An 18,783-nucleotide genomic window follows, 5' to 3' on the forward strand; every position below is an offset into this window, starting at 1 on the left:
AGTCAGCGACGCTCAAAGGAACCGACGCCGCCGGCGCGCCAGGCGACGATGTCGAGTGCGCGTAACAAGCTGATCCTTGGGCTGGTGGCGACATTCGCGATCTCGGTCCAGATGTCAAGCTGATCGACCAGATCCTTACGCATAGCCATCGCGAGGACGACGAAGAACTCGCCCCACGGCCGACCGCGTCTGACGGGAAGCGGCGCTCCCTGACCGACTTGGTAACAGCGCCGAACACGTTCGTCGTAAAGCGGGATCAAGCCCGGCCGTTTGCGATGCAGGACCTTGGCCAGAATCGTTCCCTGCACACCTGGAATTCCGGGGTCATCAAGCACACCGAACAGGAGCCGGATCGGCTCCAGGTCGTCGTCTCCGGCTGATGTCAGCTCCGCATCCTCGGGGATTGCAGCAAGGCACTCCTGCAGTCGGGCCCTCTGCTCCTGCAAGCCGTAGTAGGCCTCCAGAGTCAGACGGTTGACGTTCAGAAGCACAGGTGCCAGGAGATCAGAATCGTCGATCCTGTTCGGGGCGGACCGAGCATCGTACGCGTCATACGCGGGATATGCCCAGGCCGATGCTCCGGTCAGGTATTCGCGAGCCCATTCGATCGCCTGCTCCCGCCCAACAACCACACCACCCACCCGAACGCAGTTCGGATCGATGGCAGGCACATCCATGATTGCCGTCTTTCCGCGGGTCTCAGGGTGCGCTCGCTCGAGCGCGCTGACCAGCAGTGTCGCCACCTGCTGCACGGTGACATCGAGCGGAACGGCGACCTCGTACTGCATCGCCGAGCGCCGCCCGACGTGGGTCAGCATCATGCTGAGCCGGCCGAGCCCATCCGGCACCACCGTGGCCTCGATATCTTCGACTCGAGCCCGCATCGCTCCGAACTGACCGCTCGGTCTGAACCCGGCCGTCTCGAAAGTACTCTGCCAGCTCGGCCCCGAGTCAGCATGGCTCATGAGTTTGTCCTTCCAGATGACTTTGCATTCCAATCCTCCGCAGCGTCACCGAAGACTTTGCGCGCAGAGGCAATGACACCCCGACCGATCGCATGGTTGCCGACACGCCTTAGTACTGCGCCAACTCCTAGTGTCGCGTAAACGAAACTCATCCAGGCGACACGACTTGTCATTGGCTCAGGCCTCGGGCTCGGCCGACGCAGCCGGCTTGTCAGGGGACGTCTCCATGGCGTTCGACTTGGTACGGCGGGGCACCCGGGCGCTCACGGCGCGTCCGATCCGATCGCCGCCGGTACGGATGATCGCGGAACCTTCCCGCGACGCAACTCCACCCAACGCGCGGGCCACTTGAGCAGCCTCGACCGTCCGGGTCAGCGCCGCGTCCCGTGCGTCTGCAAGGGTTGGGTCACCGGCCGCCGTCAGTTCTTGCGGCGGTGTCGACCTGGTGGCTGACGCGAATTCGCGTATCAGTCCGTGGAAGATGGTTGCCTGCTTGTCAAGACCGTTCTTGCTGAGGACCCGATGGATTTCCAGCGGGTCGATTCCACGGCCCCGCTCGACCGCGGCCACCAGCGCCTCAATCAGCTCCTCATCGAGAACATGCTGCGCAACCAACGACGCGCGCGCGTCGGCGAGCGCTGAGCTGATGTGCTCGGGCTCCCGTTGCCGAACCTGCTGCAAGCGTAGGTACTCGTAGAGATGCACCGACTGTTCCGCGATGAGGATCAGCTCGAGCAGGTCGCGGACGTTCCCCGTCTCATCGTTGAACTGCCGGAATCTCGCCCTGCGATCCGGGACGTTCAGCTCGCGGGTAACCTCCCCCGCCTTCATCCTGACGAACGCGCGCAACGTGTCGAGGTCTCGAGCAGTCAGGGCGCGCGTTCCCGAGACACTGTCCCAGTCGGCGTCCAGCAAGTGGCCCCTGTCCCGTGTTGCAGCCACGACGGCTGTGAGATGTCGGTAGATCCCGATGATGTCGCCACGCAGCCGGCTGTCCAGGTGACGGTTGATCTTGTCGACCTTGCCTTCAACGCGCTCAACGGCCTTCTGCACGTTCGCGATCGCGGAGCGCAGAGCCAGGGACACAGCTGCAGTTTGCAGAGCCAAAGCCTGCTCAGCCACCAAGGACACCGGTTCGAAGGTCAGTTGGCCGGCGAACCTCCCACCGTCGAGCACGTATCCGCGCAGCGCGCCCGACCCGTCGAATTGCGCGCCGAGCGCCTTGACCTTCGCCAGGCTGTCCGCTGTGAACCGGAGGTACTCGCCGGAGGTGGCAGCCAGCGCGGCGCCAGTGGCGCCTACCGCCGCCAGATCGGACAAGGACAGACGCATTCGCGAAGCCGGCGCGACGTCGGCCTCGCCCAGCAACCGGTCTATCGCGCGCTCCACCACGTCCTGCTGTCCCTGGACGAAGATCCCGAATTCGTCGATGTTCACGAGGATGGCGTCATCCTCTTCGGGCTGCGCTCCAGGCGACAACTCGGTCATGCGGTCCTGCCTCTCTGAACTCCACGAGATCGCGCGCGCCGCTGTCGTAGCGCACCAGTCGTGTCTATTGCGGCCCGCGGCGGTCAGTCAATGACCTCGACGATGTCCGCCTCCTGGGTGCCTGATGCCGTGTCGTAACGAATGCTGTCGCCGAGTTGCGCATGCTCGAGCGCCTTGCTGAGTTCTGTCATCGGACTCAGAGGTGTTGCACCGACGGGGATCCAGGCGCCGTGCCGAAGAGCAGAGACGATCAGTCGCTCGATGTCCGACTCACCGCGGTAGCGAAGTCCAATGATGCAGCCCGGCGTCACCCACCGACTGCCCTGGTTCAGCTGCTCCACGACCGACTGCGCCAGCACCCAGCCGAGATAGTCCAGACGGTCTTCCAGTTCTTCACGGTGCTGCTCCTGCCTTGCCAGTTCGACGGCATGAGACCGCGAGTCGACCGCGTGGACCGATGGTGGATCGGCCAGCCATTGCCTGACCGCCTCGGCCTCCTGCCGTACTCGGTCCCGCGCAGTAGCGGACAACAGCATCTTCCCGTTGCGGAATCGCTGCTCCCCGGGCATCACCGGTTCTTCGACAACCGATGCTGCCGACGCAGACGTCACGGGCACAGCTGCGGTCGGCGCATCGGAACGCGGGGAGTCGAGGTCCAGATCGAGTGGAACTGCCAGCGCCGCGACTTCCGAAACTGAGTCGGTCTCGGCAGCCGGGTCGTACACCAAGGGCTGGATATCGAGCGCTTCGAGTAGTTGCCACAGCGGCTCGAGTGCCTGCTCCGGATCACGGAAGAAGGTACTGCCGCGGACGCGCCAGAACGTCCAGCCGACCCGTTCGAGGTCCCGCTGCCGGGCTGCGTCGCTGTCCGCGGTCTCGGTGTCATGGAACGCATCGCCGTCGCATTCGACCGCGAGGCGTTTCGTTCCACCCTCGACAACCAGATCGATCCGGTAGCCGCCAACCTTGACCTGCGGCCGGACACGGAACCCGCGTTCGCGCAGGGCTATGAACACCCTCTGCTCGAAGAGACTGTCGAATGCGGAGTGCCGGCGATCCGGCATGACCTCGCCGATGTCGAGGGCATCCTGCTCGACCGGTGGCTTGAGGAGATACTGCAGGTAGCGCTGTCGCAGATCCTTCCCGGACAGGTCGCCGGGCTGCACACTGTGGAAGAGCCAGACCTGGTCCCGTGCCCTGGATGCAGCCACGTTGAGCCGTTGCTGGTCCGACTCCTTGCTGAGAGTACCGATCCGGACAGGACCGGTTGTGGACTGCAGACTCGACACCATCGACATGAAGATGACATCTCGCTCGTCGCCCTGGAACGCTTCCGCGTTGCCGGCACGCAACCTGCGTTCCTCGACGACCCGGACGCCGAGCACGTCCACCAGTCGCTGAATGATCAGCCGATCCTGGCTGTGCCCCAGTAGCGTGATGACCCCCATGGTCTTGCCGTCGTACGCCGGGTCTGCGCAGCATTTCTCGATCTGGCTGACGATCTCGTCGGCCTCGCGCTCATTGACATAGTCACGCGATCCCGAGACCACTGCACCGTTGATGTACGTCGTCCGCAGCGGAGGCAGCCGCTCGGCACCGTATTGACGCAACGGCACGAGCTCCCCGCGGTAGCACAAGTCGTTCGAGAAGCCGATGATCTCCGGCATGCAGCGGAAGTGCTCCCGCAACATGATCCGAGATCCGGACATGCCGACTGCCTGATCGAAGAAGCTGCTTCGCGGACCGTACAACGAACGGTGCTCCAGCGGACCCAGATAGCTGTCCAGCAAGGTGAACACGGCCTCGAGATCCAGACCGACGTTCGACGGACTGACCTGCTTGTCGTCGCCAACAACCACCATCCGGGGCGCGAGCCAGGACAACAGGAGCCCTTCGGGGCCGGACTGGCTCGCTTCGTCGACGATGACCACGTCGAAGATGTTCGGCCGGTCGACCGGGACCGTATCGAAGACCCGATGCATCGGCATGATCCAGGCAGGCACCGCGCTCTGGCACTCCTGGAGGTGCTTGCGCGCATCCTCGCGATACCTGTTGGCGTACTTGCCGGTGGCCTTCCCGATCTTGCGCACCGCCTGCGAGTACATCTTCAGGTGGGTCGACTCCCGTGATGTCATCCGTTGCAGCGCATAGACCCAGCCACGGTTGGTCGCAAGCCGCTTCAGTGCGACCTGAACGTCGTCCGTCGCAACGTCGAGGCGGTCCCGCCACCGCTGCTCGGCCTCGGGGTCGTTCTTGTCACGCAGCCGCTTGTCCCAGACCGACCATGCCCACGCCTCGATCAGCTTCGGAAGCCGTTCGTCCCAGATCGGGTCGGACGCTGTCTCCTCGATCCTTACGGCGAGGACCGGGGCAGCCTGTGCCACGCGATTGCGTGCGCGATCAAGCTGGTCGAGAACTGTATTTGCCGCGTGTGCGGTCTCGAACGCGTGGAATGCCGCACGATATTCAGCCGTATCCCAGTGCCCGAGCGCCCCGGCCGCCTGACTCACCGCCGGTACGGCACCGACTGCTGCTCCGAGGTCGGCCAGCGATTCCTTGGTGCGCTCTGTCCTGGCTTGCACATCGTCGTGCAAGGACTGCAGGTCCACTGCCTCCAGCGCCTTCTGCAAACGAATGAGTCCGTTGCCTTCGCGCAGATCGATGGCCGGCATCGCGGCGACCGATCTCAGTCGTTGGTCGAGTGCCGACACTACGTCGGCATACGTCAACACCTGTTCCAGGACGATGTTCTCGTCGGTCAGGACGGCAAGTCGCTGTTCCTGCGGCCCGAACGGAGTATGGCTGTACCCCCAGAGATCTTCCAGGCGAGAGAGTTCGAGCTCGGCCATCACCCGACCACGCGCTGGTTGCAACTGTTCCAGGCCTTCGATCGTACGACCGTTCACCCGGACAGATTCGAGGAACAGCGCTGCAGTCTTCGCAACCTTGGAGCGGCCGAGCAGACCCTTGATCTTCCCGCCGTTGGCGAGGTGTTCCTCCAGCATGGTCACCTGTCCGACGGCATCGGCGAGTTCCAGGCGCTCAATCCCTGTAACGAGCGATCCACCGACAGCCTGGAGCCAGGACTGTGCTCCACCGATACCTGCAGCAGTCGCCTCCGACCGCTGCCGCCAAGAACGCTCGCGTCCACCGGTCACATCGCGGACGGCGTCTGCAATCCAGGGCTCAGGTCGGCGGCCGAGATCCTGCCGTCTACGAGTCAGGTCCGTGACACCGAAACGGATCTGGTCACGTTGTGCAGGATCACATCTCATCAGCGCGGCGAACTCGTCCGTACGGCGTGCATCCGCCAGCTCTTGCGCCCGCACCGTCAGCTCGGCACGACGCTCTGCCAGGTGTTGGAAGTCGGCCGGCTGAACGATCTCGCTCAGGTCAGGTACGCGGCCACTGAGCGCACGCAGCTCCGGTGTTGCCCGTCGGAGAAGCTGCAGGTACGTCGCTACGTCAGCAACGGTCAGTGAGAGCGTCTCGTCCGGGTCCTTGTCGAACCATCCCAGGGCGTCCTGCTCCTCGGCCAGTCTCTGGGCGATCTGTTGCAGCGTTCCTGAGTAGTCGCCGATGTCCCGCCCGTAGACGTACGTCTCCCGCTCGCGGATGCTGCGGAGCTCGGTTAGGGCTTCGTGCTCCCGGGCTCGGGCATCGTCGAGCTGCCCTCGTAGTCGTGATTCCTCGCGTCCTGACGCCTTCGGGTTCGCGCGATCTGCCTCAGTCAGAATGGTACTCACAGATCGCTCGAGATCTGCTTGGCCCTTGCCTGCGTCGTCGGTGACGCTGACGCAGAGGTCCCTGATTTCGTCTGGGAGCTGCTCTTTCAGGACCGTCAGCGCTCGTGTCGTCGTGCTGGTCACCAGTACCCGTTGCCCGTGAGCCAGCAAGTCGCTGATGAGATTGGCGATCGTATGCGTCTTTCCGGTTCCCGGTGGGCCCTGGACCACGACGGTCTGATGGTCGGCCAGTCGCTGCCGGATCTGCCGCTGCTCGTCGTTCGCCAGCTTCGGGAAGTACACCTCGGTATCGGCGTACGCCGTGTTCCACAGACCGTCCTCCGCCTCTGAGACGCGGCCATCGGTGATTTCCGCGAACTGCCTTACCCCGGACGGCACGTCTGCACCGGCTCGCAGCTGCGCGATGATCTGCTCGCACGCCGCGACCAACGATCTCTTCGTGCGTTCACGGAGGATCAGCGCCGGCGCGAACCTGACCGTCGGCTGGCTGTCGGTGCGGGTGGCTTCGAACGACGGCTGCATTCCGGGATTGAAGGCAGCATCCGGACCGGCGCCGTTCACCCAGGTGCGCAGCACCGCAGCAATTCCGTCCGGCTCGGGCGCCCACGGGTCGTCGAGGCTGTTCAGGCTGGCGCGGATCGCCTGGCGTACCTCATCCGAGGCCGTGTCGGCGGGGGTCAACATGTCTTCCTCGAGCACCGGCGCTCTGCCGTCCGGGGACGGTAGTACAGTCAATCGCCCCGAATCGAGATCGAGCTCGATCGTGGCAGGCACGGTGATCAGATGACGCGTCACGTCCTGGCCACCCGATCTCGACATCAGGCAGCCGAATCCGACGACGACCTCGTACGTCTCTGCGAGCGCTTTCGCGTCCTGGTAGATCTCGTAGAGGTCGTGATAGGCCTCCCCCACAGCGGCACGCGGCCGGTCATCCGCGGCCCAGGCCTGCCACTCTGGAGCCCATTCGCGCAGCGCAGACTCGACCTCGGGGTGGTCCTCGAGCAGCAGTTCCTCGGTCTGCGTCTCGTGGTCACCCTCAGGCGTTACAACCTGGACAGCCCGAGCCGCCCTACGGCTCAGCGTTGGCAAGGTCTGGGACGACTCACGAAGTGAGCGCTCGGTAAGCCAAGGCCGGACAATATCCGGCGGGACCGGTGGAGCGATCCGCTCGACCCGGTCGATCGCGAGCCAGACTCCAGGCTCATCGGTCTCGACCCCGAATCGAAGCGCGTGGGACGTCGGTAGCTTCCCCAGCCACATCACCGCGCGATAGGCATCCACCGAACGCACCACACGAGTACGAAGCTGCTGCACCTTCACCAAGTACTCGAAGATCCGAGCCGCCCGATCGTTCAACGACCCGTCGGCTACGGTTCCCAGCGACGCACCGATATTCAATGATCCCACCGTCTCTCCCCCCGAGAACAACCCGCTCCCTGAATCGTCGATGCCGTAAGCCCGCCGACAACGTCAGCACGACCCTCCTCACCGACCACACAGGAGAGGGGCAATCCCCCTTGTTGATCGCTATCGGGTCCAGACCGTTACATCAGCCCGGACATCGTGGGCGAGTGATGAGGCCCGAGCCGTCCAGCGGCCAGCAGACCACCTTCGGCTGTGCGCCCTTACTTGCGCTCGCTCGACCGTCTGATTGACTCCGGATCGTCGAGGGCATGTTGCACCGCGTCGTGCAGCTCCTGGATCGTCTTGTTCACGTCCCCGTAGTACGTCGCCGTCTCCGGATCCAGGTCCTGCTCCTCGTTCTCCGGCTTCTGGGAGTACAGCAGCTCGCTCAGGACCAGCTCCTCGGCCCGAGCCCGGGCGGCGTTCAGCCGACCGGTCTTTGCCATAAAGCCCTCACCCGGTTGATCCGGCCCGGCGAGCTGGGGCGTCAAGTCGACTACTTGGTCTTGAATCTGCTCACCCAGGTCCCGGAAGTACTCGGCGGGGCCGTCCAACTCGGCATACCAGGTCGGCAGGTAGTCGCGGTAATAGGCCATCGCCGTCGTCGTGTACCGGTTCATCGTTGCGCTCCAGATCCAGCGAGAGTTGATCAGGATTGTTGCAGTCCGCAGGAGACCGGATCCCTCCCTCCGCGAAGCCGGTCTCCTGGCCATGGACATCAGCTCGACAACCTGCCCTCGAAGTGGCTGCCCTCGTAGTCCCAGCCGGGCGCGACTTCGACCTGAAGCATCGAGTTGACGTGCGTCTTCGGAATCGCGAAGCCGTACTTGGCTGTCTTCTTCTTGCCCGGCAGGATCGAGCCCTCGAACCCGCCGCCCAGGTTCTGTTCGGAGTCGAAGACCGACTCGGCCTGGTCCCCGTTGGGTCCGCTGGCGAGCTTGACGTCGACGAGGCCGGTGTCGAACGTGTTCGAGGACCCGTTCTGGAGCGTGATCGTGACGACGACTCCCACGTCGCCTGGCTTGCCGCCGGCGGCGTACTGGCTGATCCGGAACCGCTTGACACTGGTGACCTGGACCTTCATTCCGTCGCTGTAGTCAAACCACTGCGTCGCCCCGACCTTCGCCACCCGGTCCTCCTCAGTCGGCGTCTCAGACGGTTCGGCGCTGGCCGGCGGCTCACTCGCCGGTTCGGACGGCTGGGTCGCCGGCGACGAGACGACCGGCGCCTCGGCCTTGGTGGCCGTGCTGTCCTTCGCGGCTTCGTTCACCCCGTTCGCCAGCACGGCGACGCAACCGCCGGCAAGCAGTACGAAGCCGACGGACAGCGCGATCATCGCGTTGCGGACGATGTGACGCTTCTTGACCGGCTGCGGCGGCAGACCGGGCTGGTACTGCGGATTCTGCGGATGGTGCGACATTTCGTGATTCCCCCACCGGTTCTAGCTGAATGGATTGGTCGTGAGTTGTCAGGCCGCGCCGGACGCGATGCCGGTCAACGGAGCGGGCGTGGCGGATGATCCGGCGAGAGCGACGAGAGCCTCGTCTAGCAGGCGGCGGATGGAGGCGTTCAGGCCGGTGCACTCGCTGTCGATGGTTCCGGCGTTCTTCTGGATGCCGTTCGCAAGCTTCTTGACCTTCGCGATCCTGTCCAGCTGTGTGAGTGCCTCGCCGATCTTCTCCTCGGCGGTGGCGACCTCGCTGCTACCGGTACGCGAGGTCGCAGCGAGTGCGACCGTGCGGATCAGCAGTACGACGGTGCGCAGCAGCTCGGGGTCGTCGCCGTCCGGGTCGAACGCCAGGACGATGCGCCGCGGCCCGAGTACGCGGATCGACTGGCCGTCGTTCTGCTCCGGCCAACGGACGATACCGACGGCCGCGACCGCGCCGCGATTCCGCTCGGCCTCGTCGAAGTACTCGCCCCAGCCTGTCCGAGGCGAATCGGTCATCTCGAGTACGACGTGAGCACTGCCGGCCGCTGTGAGGACGCCGTCGCCCTTCTTGCACCGCGGAATGTGACCGACCTTCGCTGTCGTGTCGACGTACTCGTCGCCGAGCGCCGCGGCCATGCCGCGCAGCAGGTCATGGATCTGCTCCTCGAATGAGTCGCCCTTGATCGGGGTGACGTTGATCAGCTTCGTCTTAGCCTGCTGGACCTTGAGCATGGTCGTCAGCTCGTCCACCTTTGTCGCGAGCTCTCCGTGGTTCTTCTCGAGCTGCAGAGTCACCTTTTCCTGCTGCGCCGTCAGGGCGGCGGCGTGCTTTGCCATTGGCGACGTCGGGTCGGTCGGATCGAACTGCTTCGCGGCCCTCTCCAGCAGCTCGCGCGTACTCGTCCGGACCTGTGCATCCAGGCCGGTGCCGAACTTGTCCAGCACCGGCTTAAGACGTTCGAGAAGTTCCGGGTTGTCGCCACCGACAAGGCGCCTGACCTCGGCAGTCAGGTCGTTCTTGGCACCCTGAACCGCCGCGGTGAACTCCTTGCGGCTCTGCTGATCGGCTTCGGTGATGGCCTTCTTCGCGTCATTGGCGACCTGGACGACAGCTGTCGAGGCCTCCTTGACGGCGAGTTCGGTCAACTCGGCTGCCTTCGAGCTCGCGGCCTCCGTCTTCTCACCGACCTCCTTGAGCATCTGCTCCAGCAGGCGCGCTTCGGAGGTCTGCGCGGTGGCGGCCAGCGCCCGCGCCCCGAGCAGGACAGCCTCGGTGGCGAAGGCCGACAGGTCGGCGCCGGCCAGCTGGTTCGGGTCCTCGACGACCGGGCCACGGCGGCCGGCGATCCAGTGCTGTGCTTCGCAGACGACATCGGGTCCGGCGACTGTCAGCGACTCGATGACGATCCCTGTCATGGCGGCGTCGAAGTGCGCCGCGTTCTCACCTCTGGTCATGGGAAGGCTGTGCTCCTCGGTTCGGCGCCGTCCCGCTGACGGCGATGAGAGGAGCATGGAAGAGATCGTTAGCTGCCACCATCCAGATAGCTGATAAGCCGGGTTATCAGTGAATCGTCGCCAGGTTCGTCAGGCTGCTGCCGTACTATCGGCCCATCGACGAGCGAGGAGGTGCGGGATGGAGCAGCGGCCGACGCTGACGCTGACGGATGTGGCGCTTCTCGCCCGTGTCAGCCGTCCTGCAGTCTCGATGTGGCGCCGGCGGCCACAGGTTCGGGGACAGCATGTACCGTTCCCGCCGGCGGTAGCCACCGTCAGCGGAGTCGAGCGGTTCGATCGCGACGAGGTCGTCACCTGGCTCGAGCAGACGGGCCGTGGTAACAACCCCGAGGCACGGCAGGACGCACCCGCGCTTTCGATTCCTGAATCCGCGAACGCGGAGGACGTCGTAACGCTCCTCTGCCTCCACGCGATGTGCGGGACAGAGCTGGCTGGACTCGACACGACAGAGCTGCACGGACTCGCACAGCAGGTCGATCCTGCCGGCGAAATCCTGCAGCAGGAGATCTCCCAGCTTCATGCCGACGCCGACCTGTTCAGGTACGTGGACGACTTGGTCGAGGCGTCGTACGGCGTGTCCGACGCGCTGGCGCGGTTCGAATCTGGTCGCCTGCAGAGGCAGACGGCTGAGCGGGGGCTCTCCGAGGGGGTGATCGAGTTGCTGTGCACGATTGGCGATGCCGTTCGGACGCACCTCGGCGGCGAATCGGTCGCGCTCGTGCCACCGTCCGACCACCGACTTGCGAGCCGGATGGCCGAAGGGTTCCCCGGGATTCTGGCCGGTCCCGCCGCGTCGGGGCGCGAGTTGCGGCGCCGTGCCGTGATCGGCGGCTTCGAGGTGATCACCAACGCTCGCTGCACTGTGCGGGTCGTGTCTGTGGTGGGAGAGCCCGAAACGGTCGCGCTCGACGCCCTGGACGAGCTGGTCGTCTCGCTGGGGCCGACCGATATCGGAATCGCTGTGGGTTCGGCCGCTGTACTCTGCGACGAATTGATCGGCGACGCCGAGCAACGGCGCTCACGGACTCTCCGCGCCGGAAATCTCGCGATGGCAATCCGGCTGCCTCGAGGGCTCTGGAAGGCCGCGCACAGGCAGAGCCTCGCGGTGTGGATCATCCAGGGAGGGCGGCACGACCAGTCACTCCGGATGGCGGACCTGGCCTCGGAGACCATCGACCTGACGGATCTCGCGTCCGACATTTCGGCCGCCCTCAAGCTGACCGAAGCACGCGCGTATCGGTATGCACGCGCCGGCGAACTGGCTCCGGTCCTGGCCGGCGGGCCGGTCGTGCCTCGCGGTGTGCGGGCGGTCCGCCTCGGAACCGCGAGCTCAACCAGTCACCTCAACCGGATCCACACCGCAACCCTGACGACAAGCGAACCTGTTCCCGGGTACGACGTCACAGCTACATCCGCGCCCGGGCAGGTCCTGCTGAAGCAGCGTTCCCTCGGCGAACTCGTTGCAGCGGGTCAACTGGCGATGAAGCGCGGCAGCCGTATCGACATTACCGGGGATGACGGCGACGGGACCGTACGGGTGCTGACGGGCGACGCGAGCGTCGAAGACGCCCGGCTCGACCCGTTCGACGCCGTGCGGCTCTACCCTCGCGCAACGCGAACCGAGCCAGGCGACGTTGTCTTCCTTCAGCGGCCACGCCCGCGGGCCCGCGTCGACCTCGAGGGCGGGGCCTTGGTCGCATCGCCCAGCCGGATCCTCCGGCTTCGGCCCGGCGCGACCATCGGTCCACAGGCGCTGGCAGCGATCATCAACCTGCTGGCCCAGCCCGGGACCGACTGGCAGACCTGGAGCGTGCCGGACCTTCACGCAAGTGAGGCCGAGGCGCTCGACACCGCGCTGTCGGGCGCGGCGGAGCACCTTGCAAATCTCCAGCGCCATGTACAAGCCACCTACGACCTCACCACCAGCCTCATCCGGGGCGTCGCAAGTGGTGCGGTCTCGATCGATCCCATCAACACCAAGAGAGCAGGCTGACGTGCCACCACGTAAGAAACAACCAGAGGCTCCTTCGACGATGAAGGAATTGAAAGACACGCTCTGGAAGGCGGCCGACAAACTCCGCGGTTCTCTCTCGGCCAGTCAATACAAGGACGTCATCCTCGGCCTGGTCTTCCTCAAGTACGTCTCGGACGCGTACGACGAACGTCGCGAGGCGATCCGGGCCGACCTGGCGGGCGAGGGTTACGACGAGGAGCAGATCGCCGATCTCATCGACGACCCGGAGGAGTACCAGGGGTACGGCGTATTCGTCGTACCGCCCGAGGCCCGTTGGTCGTACCTCGCCGAGAACGCCAAGGGCAAGCCGGCCATCGGTGATCAGCCGGAGCGATCGCTCGGTTGGCTGATCGACCACGCGATGGAAGCGATCATGAAGGAGAACGAGAGCCTCAACGGAACGCTGCCGCGCCTCTACAACCGTGACAACATCGACCAGCGTCGACTCGGTGAACTGATCGATCTTTTCAACAGCGCCCGGTTCAGCCGGCAAGGCGAGCATCGCGCGCGCGACCTGATGGGCGAGGTCTACGAGTACTTCCTCGGCAGCTTCGCTCGCGCGGAGGGCAAGCGGGGTGGCGAGTTCTTCACGCCGCCCAGCGTGGTGAAGGTGATCGTCGAGGTCCTGGAACCGCACAGTGGCCGTGTCTACGACCCGTGCTGTGGGTCGGGTGGCATGTTCGTGCAGACCGAGAAGTTCATCTACGAGCACGACGGTGACCCCAAGGACGTGTCGATCTTCGGCCAGGAATCCATCGAAGAGACCTGGAGGCTGGCGAAGATGAACCTCGCCATCCACGGCATCGACAACAAGGGCCTGGGCACACGGTGGGGAGACACCTTTGCCCGCGACCAGCACGCGGAGCACCAGATGGACTTCGTGATGGCCAACCCGCCGTTCAACATCAAGGACTGGGCCCGCAATGTCGAGGACCCGCGCTGGAAGTACGGCGTACCACCAGCCAACAACGCCAACTACGCCTGGATCCAGCACATCCTGTCCAAGCTCGCCCCGGGCGGCCGAGCTGGCGTCGTCATGGCCAACGGCTCCATGTCGTCCAACTCGAACGGTGAAGGCGATGTCCGAGCCCAGATCGTCGAAGCCGACCTGGTCTCCTGCATGATCGCCCTTCCCACCCAACTCTTCCGCAGCACCGGCATCCCCGTCTGCCTGTGGTTCTTCGCCAAAGACAAATCCGCCGGCAAACAGGGCACCATCGACCGCACCGGCCAGGTCCTCTTCATCGACGCCCGCAACCTCGGCTATATGATCGACCGAGCCGAACGAGACCTAACCACGGAAGAGATCGTCCGGATCGGGGACACCTACCACGCCTGGCGCGGCTCCGAGTCTGCAGCCGCCAAGAACCTCAACTACGAGGACATCCCAGGCTTCTGCAAGTCAGCTGTCCTGGCCGACATCAAAGAAGCCGACTATGCATTAAGCCCAGGCCGCTACGTCGGCACCCCTGAAGCCGAGGACGACGGCGAACCCATCGACGCCAAGGTCGCGCGCTTAACCTTGGAAGTCCTCAGATCATTCGATGAATCCGCTCGCCTCGAGAAGCGGGTGCGCGAACAGTTGGAGCAACTGAGATGAGGGCGTCAACGCGGACCGGCGGACGTGATGCAACAAAAGGGGTAATTCCAGGGCGCATTGCACTGAGCGTAGGTAGGCCTACGCTGCCAGAACCGGAAGGATTCCGTTGGCGTCTACTCAGCGACCTCGCCCGACTCGAGAGCGGACACACCCCAAGCAGATCGAAGTCGCACTATTGGGGCGGCGAAATTCCATGGATCGGTATCCGTGATGCCACAGGAAATCACGGCAAAGTTATCTCCGAGACGCTGGACAATGTCACGCAAGAAGGGATCGAGAATTCTTCGGCTCGACTCCTACCCCAAGGAACGGTGTGTCTTTCGCGGACTGCTTCGGTCGGGTACGTCGTCGAGATGGGTCGGCCAATGGCGACGAGTCAGGACTTCGTGAACTGGGTCTGCGGTCCGGAGCTCAACCCCGGATACCTGCGCTACGTACTTATGTTGGAGCAGGAGAGTGTGCGCCGCTTCGCTCACGGAACCACACACCAAACGATGTACTACCCGGAGGCAAAGGCGCTCAACGTCCTTGTACCAGAGCGGACGACGCAGGATGCAATCGCGGAGGTGCTGGGGGCGCTCGACGACAAGATCGCAGTGAACCTACGTGCAGCCGATCTAATGGAAAGTCTCACGGTGGCGCTATACCGCCGGGCGACACAGGGCCAACTGAATGAGCAGGCGCTGTTTGACGTCTTTGACTTCGATTTTGGTGAAGCTTTCAGGGGTGAGCATTTCGCCGAACCCGGCGAGGGACGTCCCCTCATCCGTATCCGAGACTTGAAGACCTTTCGCCCCCAGGTCTGGACGACAGAATCGCGGTTAGGTGAGGTTACTGTCCGTCCCGGCGATGTGGTCATCGGCATGGATGCTGAATTTCGGGCAGTGCCATGGCTAGGGGAGGAGGGTTTGCTCAATCAGCGCGTCTGCAGGGTCCGAGGAAAAGTCGTCGGCCCAGCCTTTGCTCTCTCCTCGTTGCGCGAACCCCTGAGCGCGCTCGAAAGTGAAAAGTCAGCCACAACGGTGATCCATCTGAACAAGTCCGACCTGGCGCGATCTGTTATCAGGATTCCCGATACGCCCCGGCTTGAAGAGTTTGAGGCAGTTGCCGAGCCGATGCTCGCGAGCCGAGTTGCGCTGGCGCTGGAGAACGCGCGGCTAGCCGCAACTCGCCGTGAACTGCTGCCGTTGCTGATGTCGGGGAAGGTTCGCGTGCGGGAAGCGGAGAAGGCTGTGGAGGGGGTTGTGTGATGGTTAGTGAGGCGGAGTGGGAGAAGGTTGCGCTGGATCAGCTCTTCGAGCACGGGTGGGAGCCGCTGCATGGGGTGGAGGTCGCGCCTGGGGTTGAGGGCGGGCGAGCATCGTGGGATGACATCGTGTTGCGGGGGCGGTTGCTGGAGGCTATGCGGCGGCTGAATCCGATGGTGCCTGGCGAGTACGTCGAGCAGGCGATGGCGGAGATCGTCGCACCGAAGTCGCAGGATGCGTTGGCGGAGAACTATCGGCTGCACGACATCCTGGTCCACGGGTACCGCGGGATCAGCTACATCGACGCCGATGGGATCGAGCAGAATCCGACGATCCGGCTCGTCAGTCATGTTGTCGAGGACAACGAGTTTCTCGCGGTCAACCAGGTGACGGTCCGGTCGTCGGAGTACGAGCGGCGGTTCGACGTCGTTCTGTACCTGAACGGCATGCCGGTCGTAATCGTCGAGCTCAAGAAGGCCGGCTCCGAGCACGCGGACGTCGCGGCGGCCCACGCCCAGCTGGCGACGTACCTGCGTGAGTTCCCGCTGACCTTCCGGTTCTGTGTGCTCTCGATCATCAGCGACGGCATCACGGCCCGCTACGGCACGCCGTTCACTCCACTCAACCACTACTCGCCGTGGAACGTCGACGACGACGGCGAGCCGATCAAGCTCGGCGAAGTCGGGCCCGACGATGGCCTGGGCATCGAGCTGGAATACCTGCTGAACGGGGTCTGCAACCAGGAACGGTTCCTGCAGTTGCTGCGCAGCTACGTCGCCTTCGACGCGGGCGCCGACGGATATGCGAAGCGGATCGCCAAACCGCACCAGTACTTCGCAGTCACCAAAGCCGTCGCCACGACAGTGGACGCGGTCGAGAGCGACGGCAAGGCCGGCGTCGTCTGGCACACGCAGGGCTCTGGCAAGTCGATGGAGATGGAGCTCTACACGCACGCGGTCAGCCTGCAACCGAAGCTGAAGAACCCGACGATCGTCGTCGTCACTGACCGCAACGAACTCGACAGCCAGCTCTTCGAAACCTTCAACAGATCCAGGCTCCTCGCCGAGACTCCGGTCAAGATGACAACCCGCTCGCAACTGAGGGCCGAACTGTCCAACCGCACCACGGGCGGCATCTACTTCACAACCCTGCAGAAGTTTGGCCTGACAGAGAAGGAACGGCACGCCGGCCTCGATCACCCGCTGCTGACTGACCGGCGCAACATCATCGTGATCGTCGACGAGGCACACCGCAGCCACTACGACGACCTCGACGGGTTTGCCCGGCACATCCGCGACGCTCTCCCGAAGGCCGCGTTCATCGCGTTCACCGGTACGCCGATCTCGTTCGCGGACCGGAACACGCAAGAGGTGTTCGGCTCGGTCATCGACACCTACGACCTGACCCGCGCAATCGACGATGGCGCCACCGTGCAGGTGTACTTCGAACCTCGCATCATCGGCGTCAAGCTCGCCGGCGACGTGAGCGAGGACCAGCTCGATGAGGCTGCCGACGAGGCGACGCTCGGGCTCGACGACGTCGAACGCGAGCAGATCGAGCAGTCCGTTGCCGTTATCAACGCTGTCTACGGTGCACCGGAACGCCTCAAGGCGCTCGCGGCCGACATCCTCGACCACTGGGAGAAACGATCCGAGGCGATGGTTCCGTTCATCACCTCCCCCGGCAAGGCCTTCATCGTCGGCGCCACCCGGGAGATCTGCGCCAGCCTGTACGAAGAGATCATCAAGCTCCGTCCCGAGTGGCACGACGACGCCGTCGACAAGGGCGTCATCAAGGTCGTGTATTCCGGTAACGCCACAGACACCGGCCTGATCGCCAAACATGTACGACGCGACGGTCTGAACAAGGTCATCCAGAAGCGGCTGAAGGACGCCGAGGACCCGCTGCAGCTCGTCATCGTCAAGGACATGATGCTGACGGGCTTCGACGCGCCGCCGCTCCATACCCTGTACCTCGACCGTCCGCTCAAGGGAGCACTGCTGATGCAGACGCTCGCACGCGTGAACCGCACTTTCCGAGGCAAGCCGGACGGCCTCCTGGTCGCGTACGCGCCCCTGGCCGACAACCTGAACCAGGCCTTGGCCGAGTACACCAAGACCGACCGTGACAAGAAGCCGGTCGGCAAGAACGTCGGCGAGGCCGCCGACCTCGCCCGCACACTGATTGCCACTCTGGACCAGCTGTGCGCAGGGTACGACTGGCGCAGCAAGATCCAGCCGAACACCACGAGCTGGATCAAGACGACTCTCGGGCTCACGAACTACCTTCGTTCGCCGGCCACTCCGGGCAATCAACCGGTAGAAGGCGAGGAGACTCTCAACCAGCGCTTTCGGAAGCTCGCGAACCAGCTCGCCCGCGCCTGGGCGCTGGCGTGCGGTGGAGACAACCTGACGGACGTGCGGACTGAGGCGAAGTTCTACGAGGAAGTCCGCGTCTGGATGGCGAAGTTCGACGCTCAGGAGCGGCAGGCCTCCGGCCGGCCCGTACCCGAGGAGGTTCAGCGGCTGCTGTCGAACCTGGTCGCATCCTCGACCGCGACCGGCGAGATCGTCGACATCTACGAAGCCGCCGGCCTGTCCAAGCCGTCGCTGTCCGACCTCGGACCCGACTTCCAGGTCAAGGCGCAGCAGGCCGAGAACGCCCACCTCGCGATCGAGGCCCTGCGAGACCTGCTGACCGAGGAATCCAGCAAGGTTACCCGCAACAACCTCGTCCGCCAGCGTGCGTTCTCCGAACGCATCCGCGAGCTCATGAACAAGTACACCAACCAGCAACTCACATCAGCCGAGGTCATCGCCGAACTGATCGAGATGGCCAAGGAAGTCGCCGCCGAAGCCAATCGGGGCAAGCACTTCAGCCCGCCGCTGTCCGAGGACGAGCTGGCGTTCTACGACGCCGTCAGCACCAACGAGTCGGCCGTCGAAGTCCAGGGCGAGGACGTCCTCGCCCAGATCGCCCGTGAACTGGTCGAGGTCATGCGCCGCGACATCAAAACCGACTGGACCGTGCGCGACGACGTACGCGCCAAACTCCGATCCTCCATCAAACGGCTGCTGGTCAAGTACAAGTACCCGCCGGACAAGCAGCCCGGCGCCATTAAGCTGGTCATCGAGCAGATGGAGGCCATGGCACCACGCTACTCAGCTTGAGGTATAGCCCCCTCGATCCTCTGTCCGATCACGAAACGCATATCATCGAGACGGCCGCGGAGAGCCATGGCCCTCTGCGGCATGCGCTTGGCCGACCTCGCCCGGGTTCAGGGCTGCTGGCTGGACGCCGTTCTGGCGATCGGTCACCCATACCCACCGTGGGAAGCGCAGTCGTTGACGATCCAGGGCATTCCGCAGCTCA

10 protein-coding genes are annotated in these 18,783 nt (G+C 64.3%); 4 read left to right on the plus strand and 6 right to left on the minus strand.

Annotated features, from left to right (window positions below):
* Window positions 1-2 precede the first annotated feature (2 nt).
* The 6 genes from ACIBG5_RS10585 to ACIBG5_RS10610 all read right to left on the minus strand — a co-directional run bounded on the left by ACIBG5_RS10585 (window position 3) and on the right by ACIBG5_RS10610 (window position 10,490).
* Window positions 3-965 carry a DUF6308 family protein gene (locus ACIBG5_RS10585; RefSeq protein ID WP_396391284.1) on the minus strand — a complete coding sequence of 321 codons (963 nt, stop codon included), beginning with the start codon at window positions 963-965 and terminating at the stop codon, window positions 3-5.
* A 177-nt stretch (window positions 966-1,142) separates the two neighbouring features.
* Window positions 1,143-2,453, minus strand: a complete 1,311-nt coding sequence (locus tag ACIBG5_RS10590; RefSeq protein WP_396391285.1) for a hypothetical protein — start codon at window positions 2,451-2,453, stop codon at window positions 1,143-1,145.
* Window positions 2,454-2,536: 83 nt separating this feature from the next.
* Window positions 2,537-7,606, minus strand: coding sequence for an AAA domain-containing protein (locus ACIBG5_RS10595; protein ID WP_396391286.1), 5,070 nt, complete (start codon window positions 7,604-7,606; stop codon window positions 2,537-2,539).
* Window positions 7,607-7,824: 218 nt separating this feature from the next.
* The gene (locus ACIBG5_RS10600) at window positions 7,825-8,223 is read right to left on the minus strand and encodes a hypothetical protein (RefSeq protein WP_396391287.1); all 399 of its coding nucleotides are present in this window, start codon (window positions 8,221-8,223) and stop codon (window positions 7,825-7,827) included.
* 98 nt (window positions 8,224-8,321) lie between these two features.
* Window positions 8,322-9,023, minus strand: coding sequence for a DUF4352 domain-containing protein (locus ACIBG5_RS10605; RefSeq protein ID WP_396391288.1), 702 nt, complete (start codon window positions 9,021-9,023; stop codon window positions 8,322-8,324).
* A gap of 48 nt (window positions 9,024-9,071) precedes the next feature.
* Window positions 9,072-10,490: a Fis family transcriptional regulator gene (locus ACIBG5_RS10610; RefSeq protein WP_396391289.1), complete on the minus strand. Its 1,419-nt coding sequence runs from the start codon at window positions 10,488-10,490 to the stop codon at window positions 9,072-9,074.
* Between the two features lie 109 nt (window positions 10,491-10,599).
* Between ACIBG5_RS10610 and ACIBG5_RS10615 the strand changes: the two genes are divergently transcribed.
* From ACIBG5_RS10615 to ACIBG5_RS10630, 4 genes are read left to right on the plus strand one after another with little or no spacing between them, the layout of a single operon-like run.
* On the plus strand, window positions 10,600-12,543 hold the full coding sequence (locus ACIBG5_RS10615; protein WP_396391290.1) for a hypothetical protein: 1,944 nt from the start codon (window positions 10,600-10,602) through the stop codon (window positions 12,541-12,543).
* Window positions 12,544-12,583: 40 nt separating this feature from the next.
* Entirely contained in the window at window positions 12,584-14,164 is a 1,581-nt protein-coding gene (locus ACIBG5_RS10620) for a type I restriction-modification system subunit M (RefSeq protein ID WP_396391291.1), read from the plus strand.
* Complete coding sequence (locus ACIBG5_RS10625; RefSeq protein WP_396391292.1) at window positions 14,161-15,414, plus strand: restriction endonuclease subunit S; 1,254 nt, start codon at window positions 14,161-14,163, stop codon at window positions 15,412-15,414. Before ACIBG5_RS10620 ends, ACIBG5_RS10625 begins: the two co-directional genes overlap by 4 nt.
* On the plus strand, window positions 15,414-18,581 hold the full coding sequence (locus ACIBG5_RS10630; RefSeq protein WP_396391293.1) for a type I restriction endonuclease subunit R: 3,168 nt from the start codon (window positions 15,414-15,416) through the stop codon (window positions 18,579-18,581). The genes ACIBG5_RS10625 and ACIBG5_RS10630 overlap by 1 nt, the downstream gene beginning before the upstream one ends.
* The last annotated feature ends 202 nt before the right edge of the window (window positions 18,582-18,783 follow it).

Source organism: Kribbella sp. NPDC050241, assembly GCF_044459685.1.
GTDB lineage: Bacteria > Actinomycetota > Actinomycetes > Propionibacteriales > Kribbellaceae > Kribbella.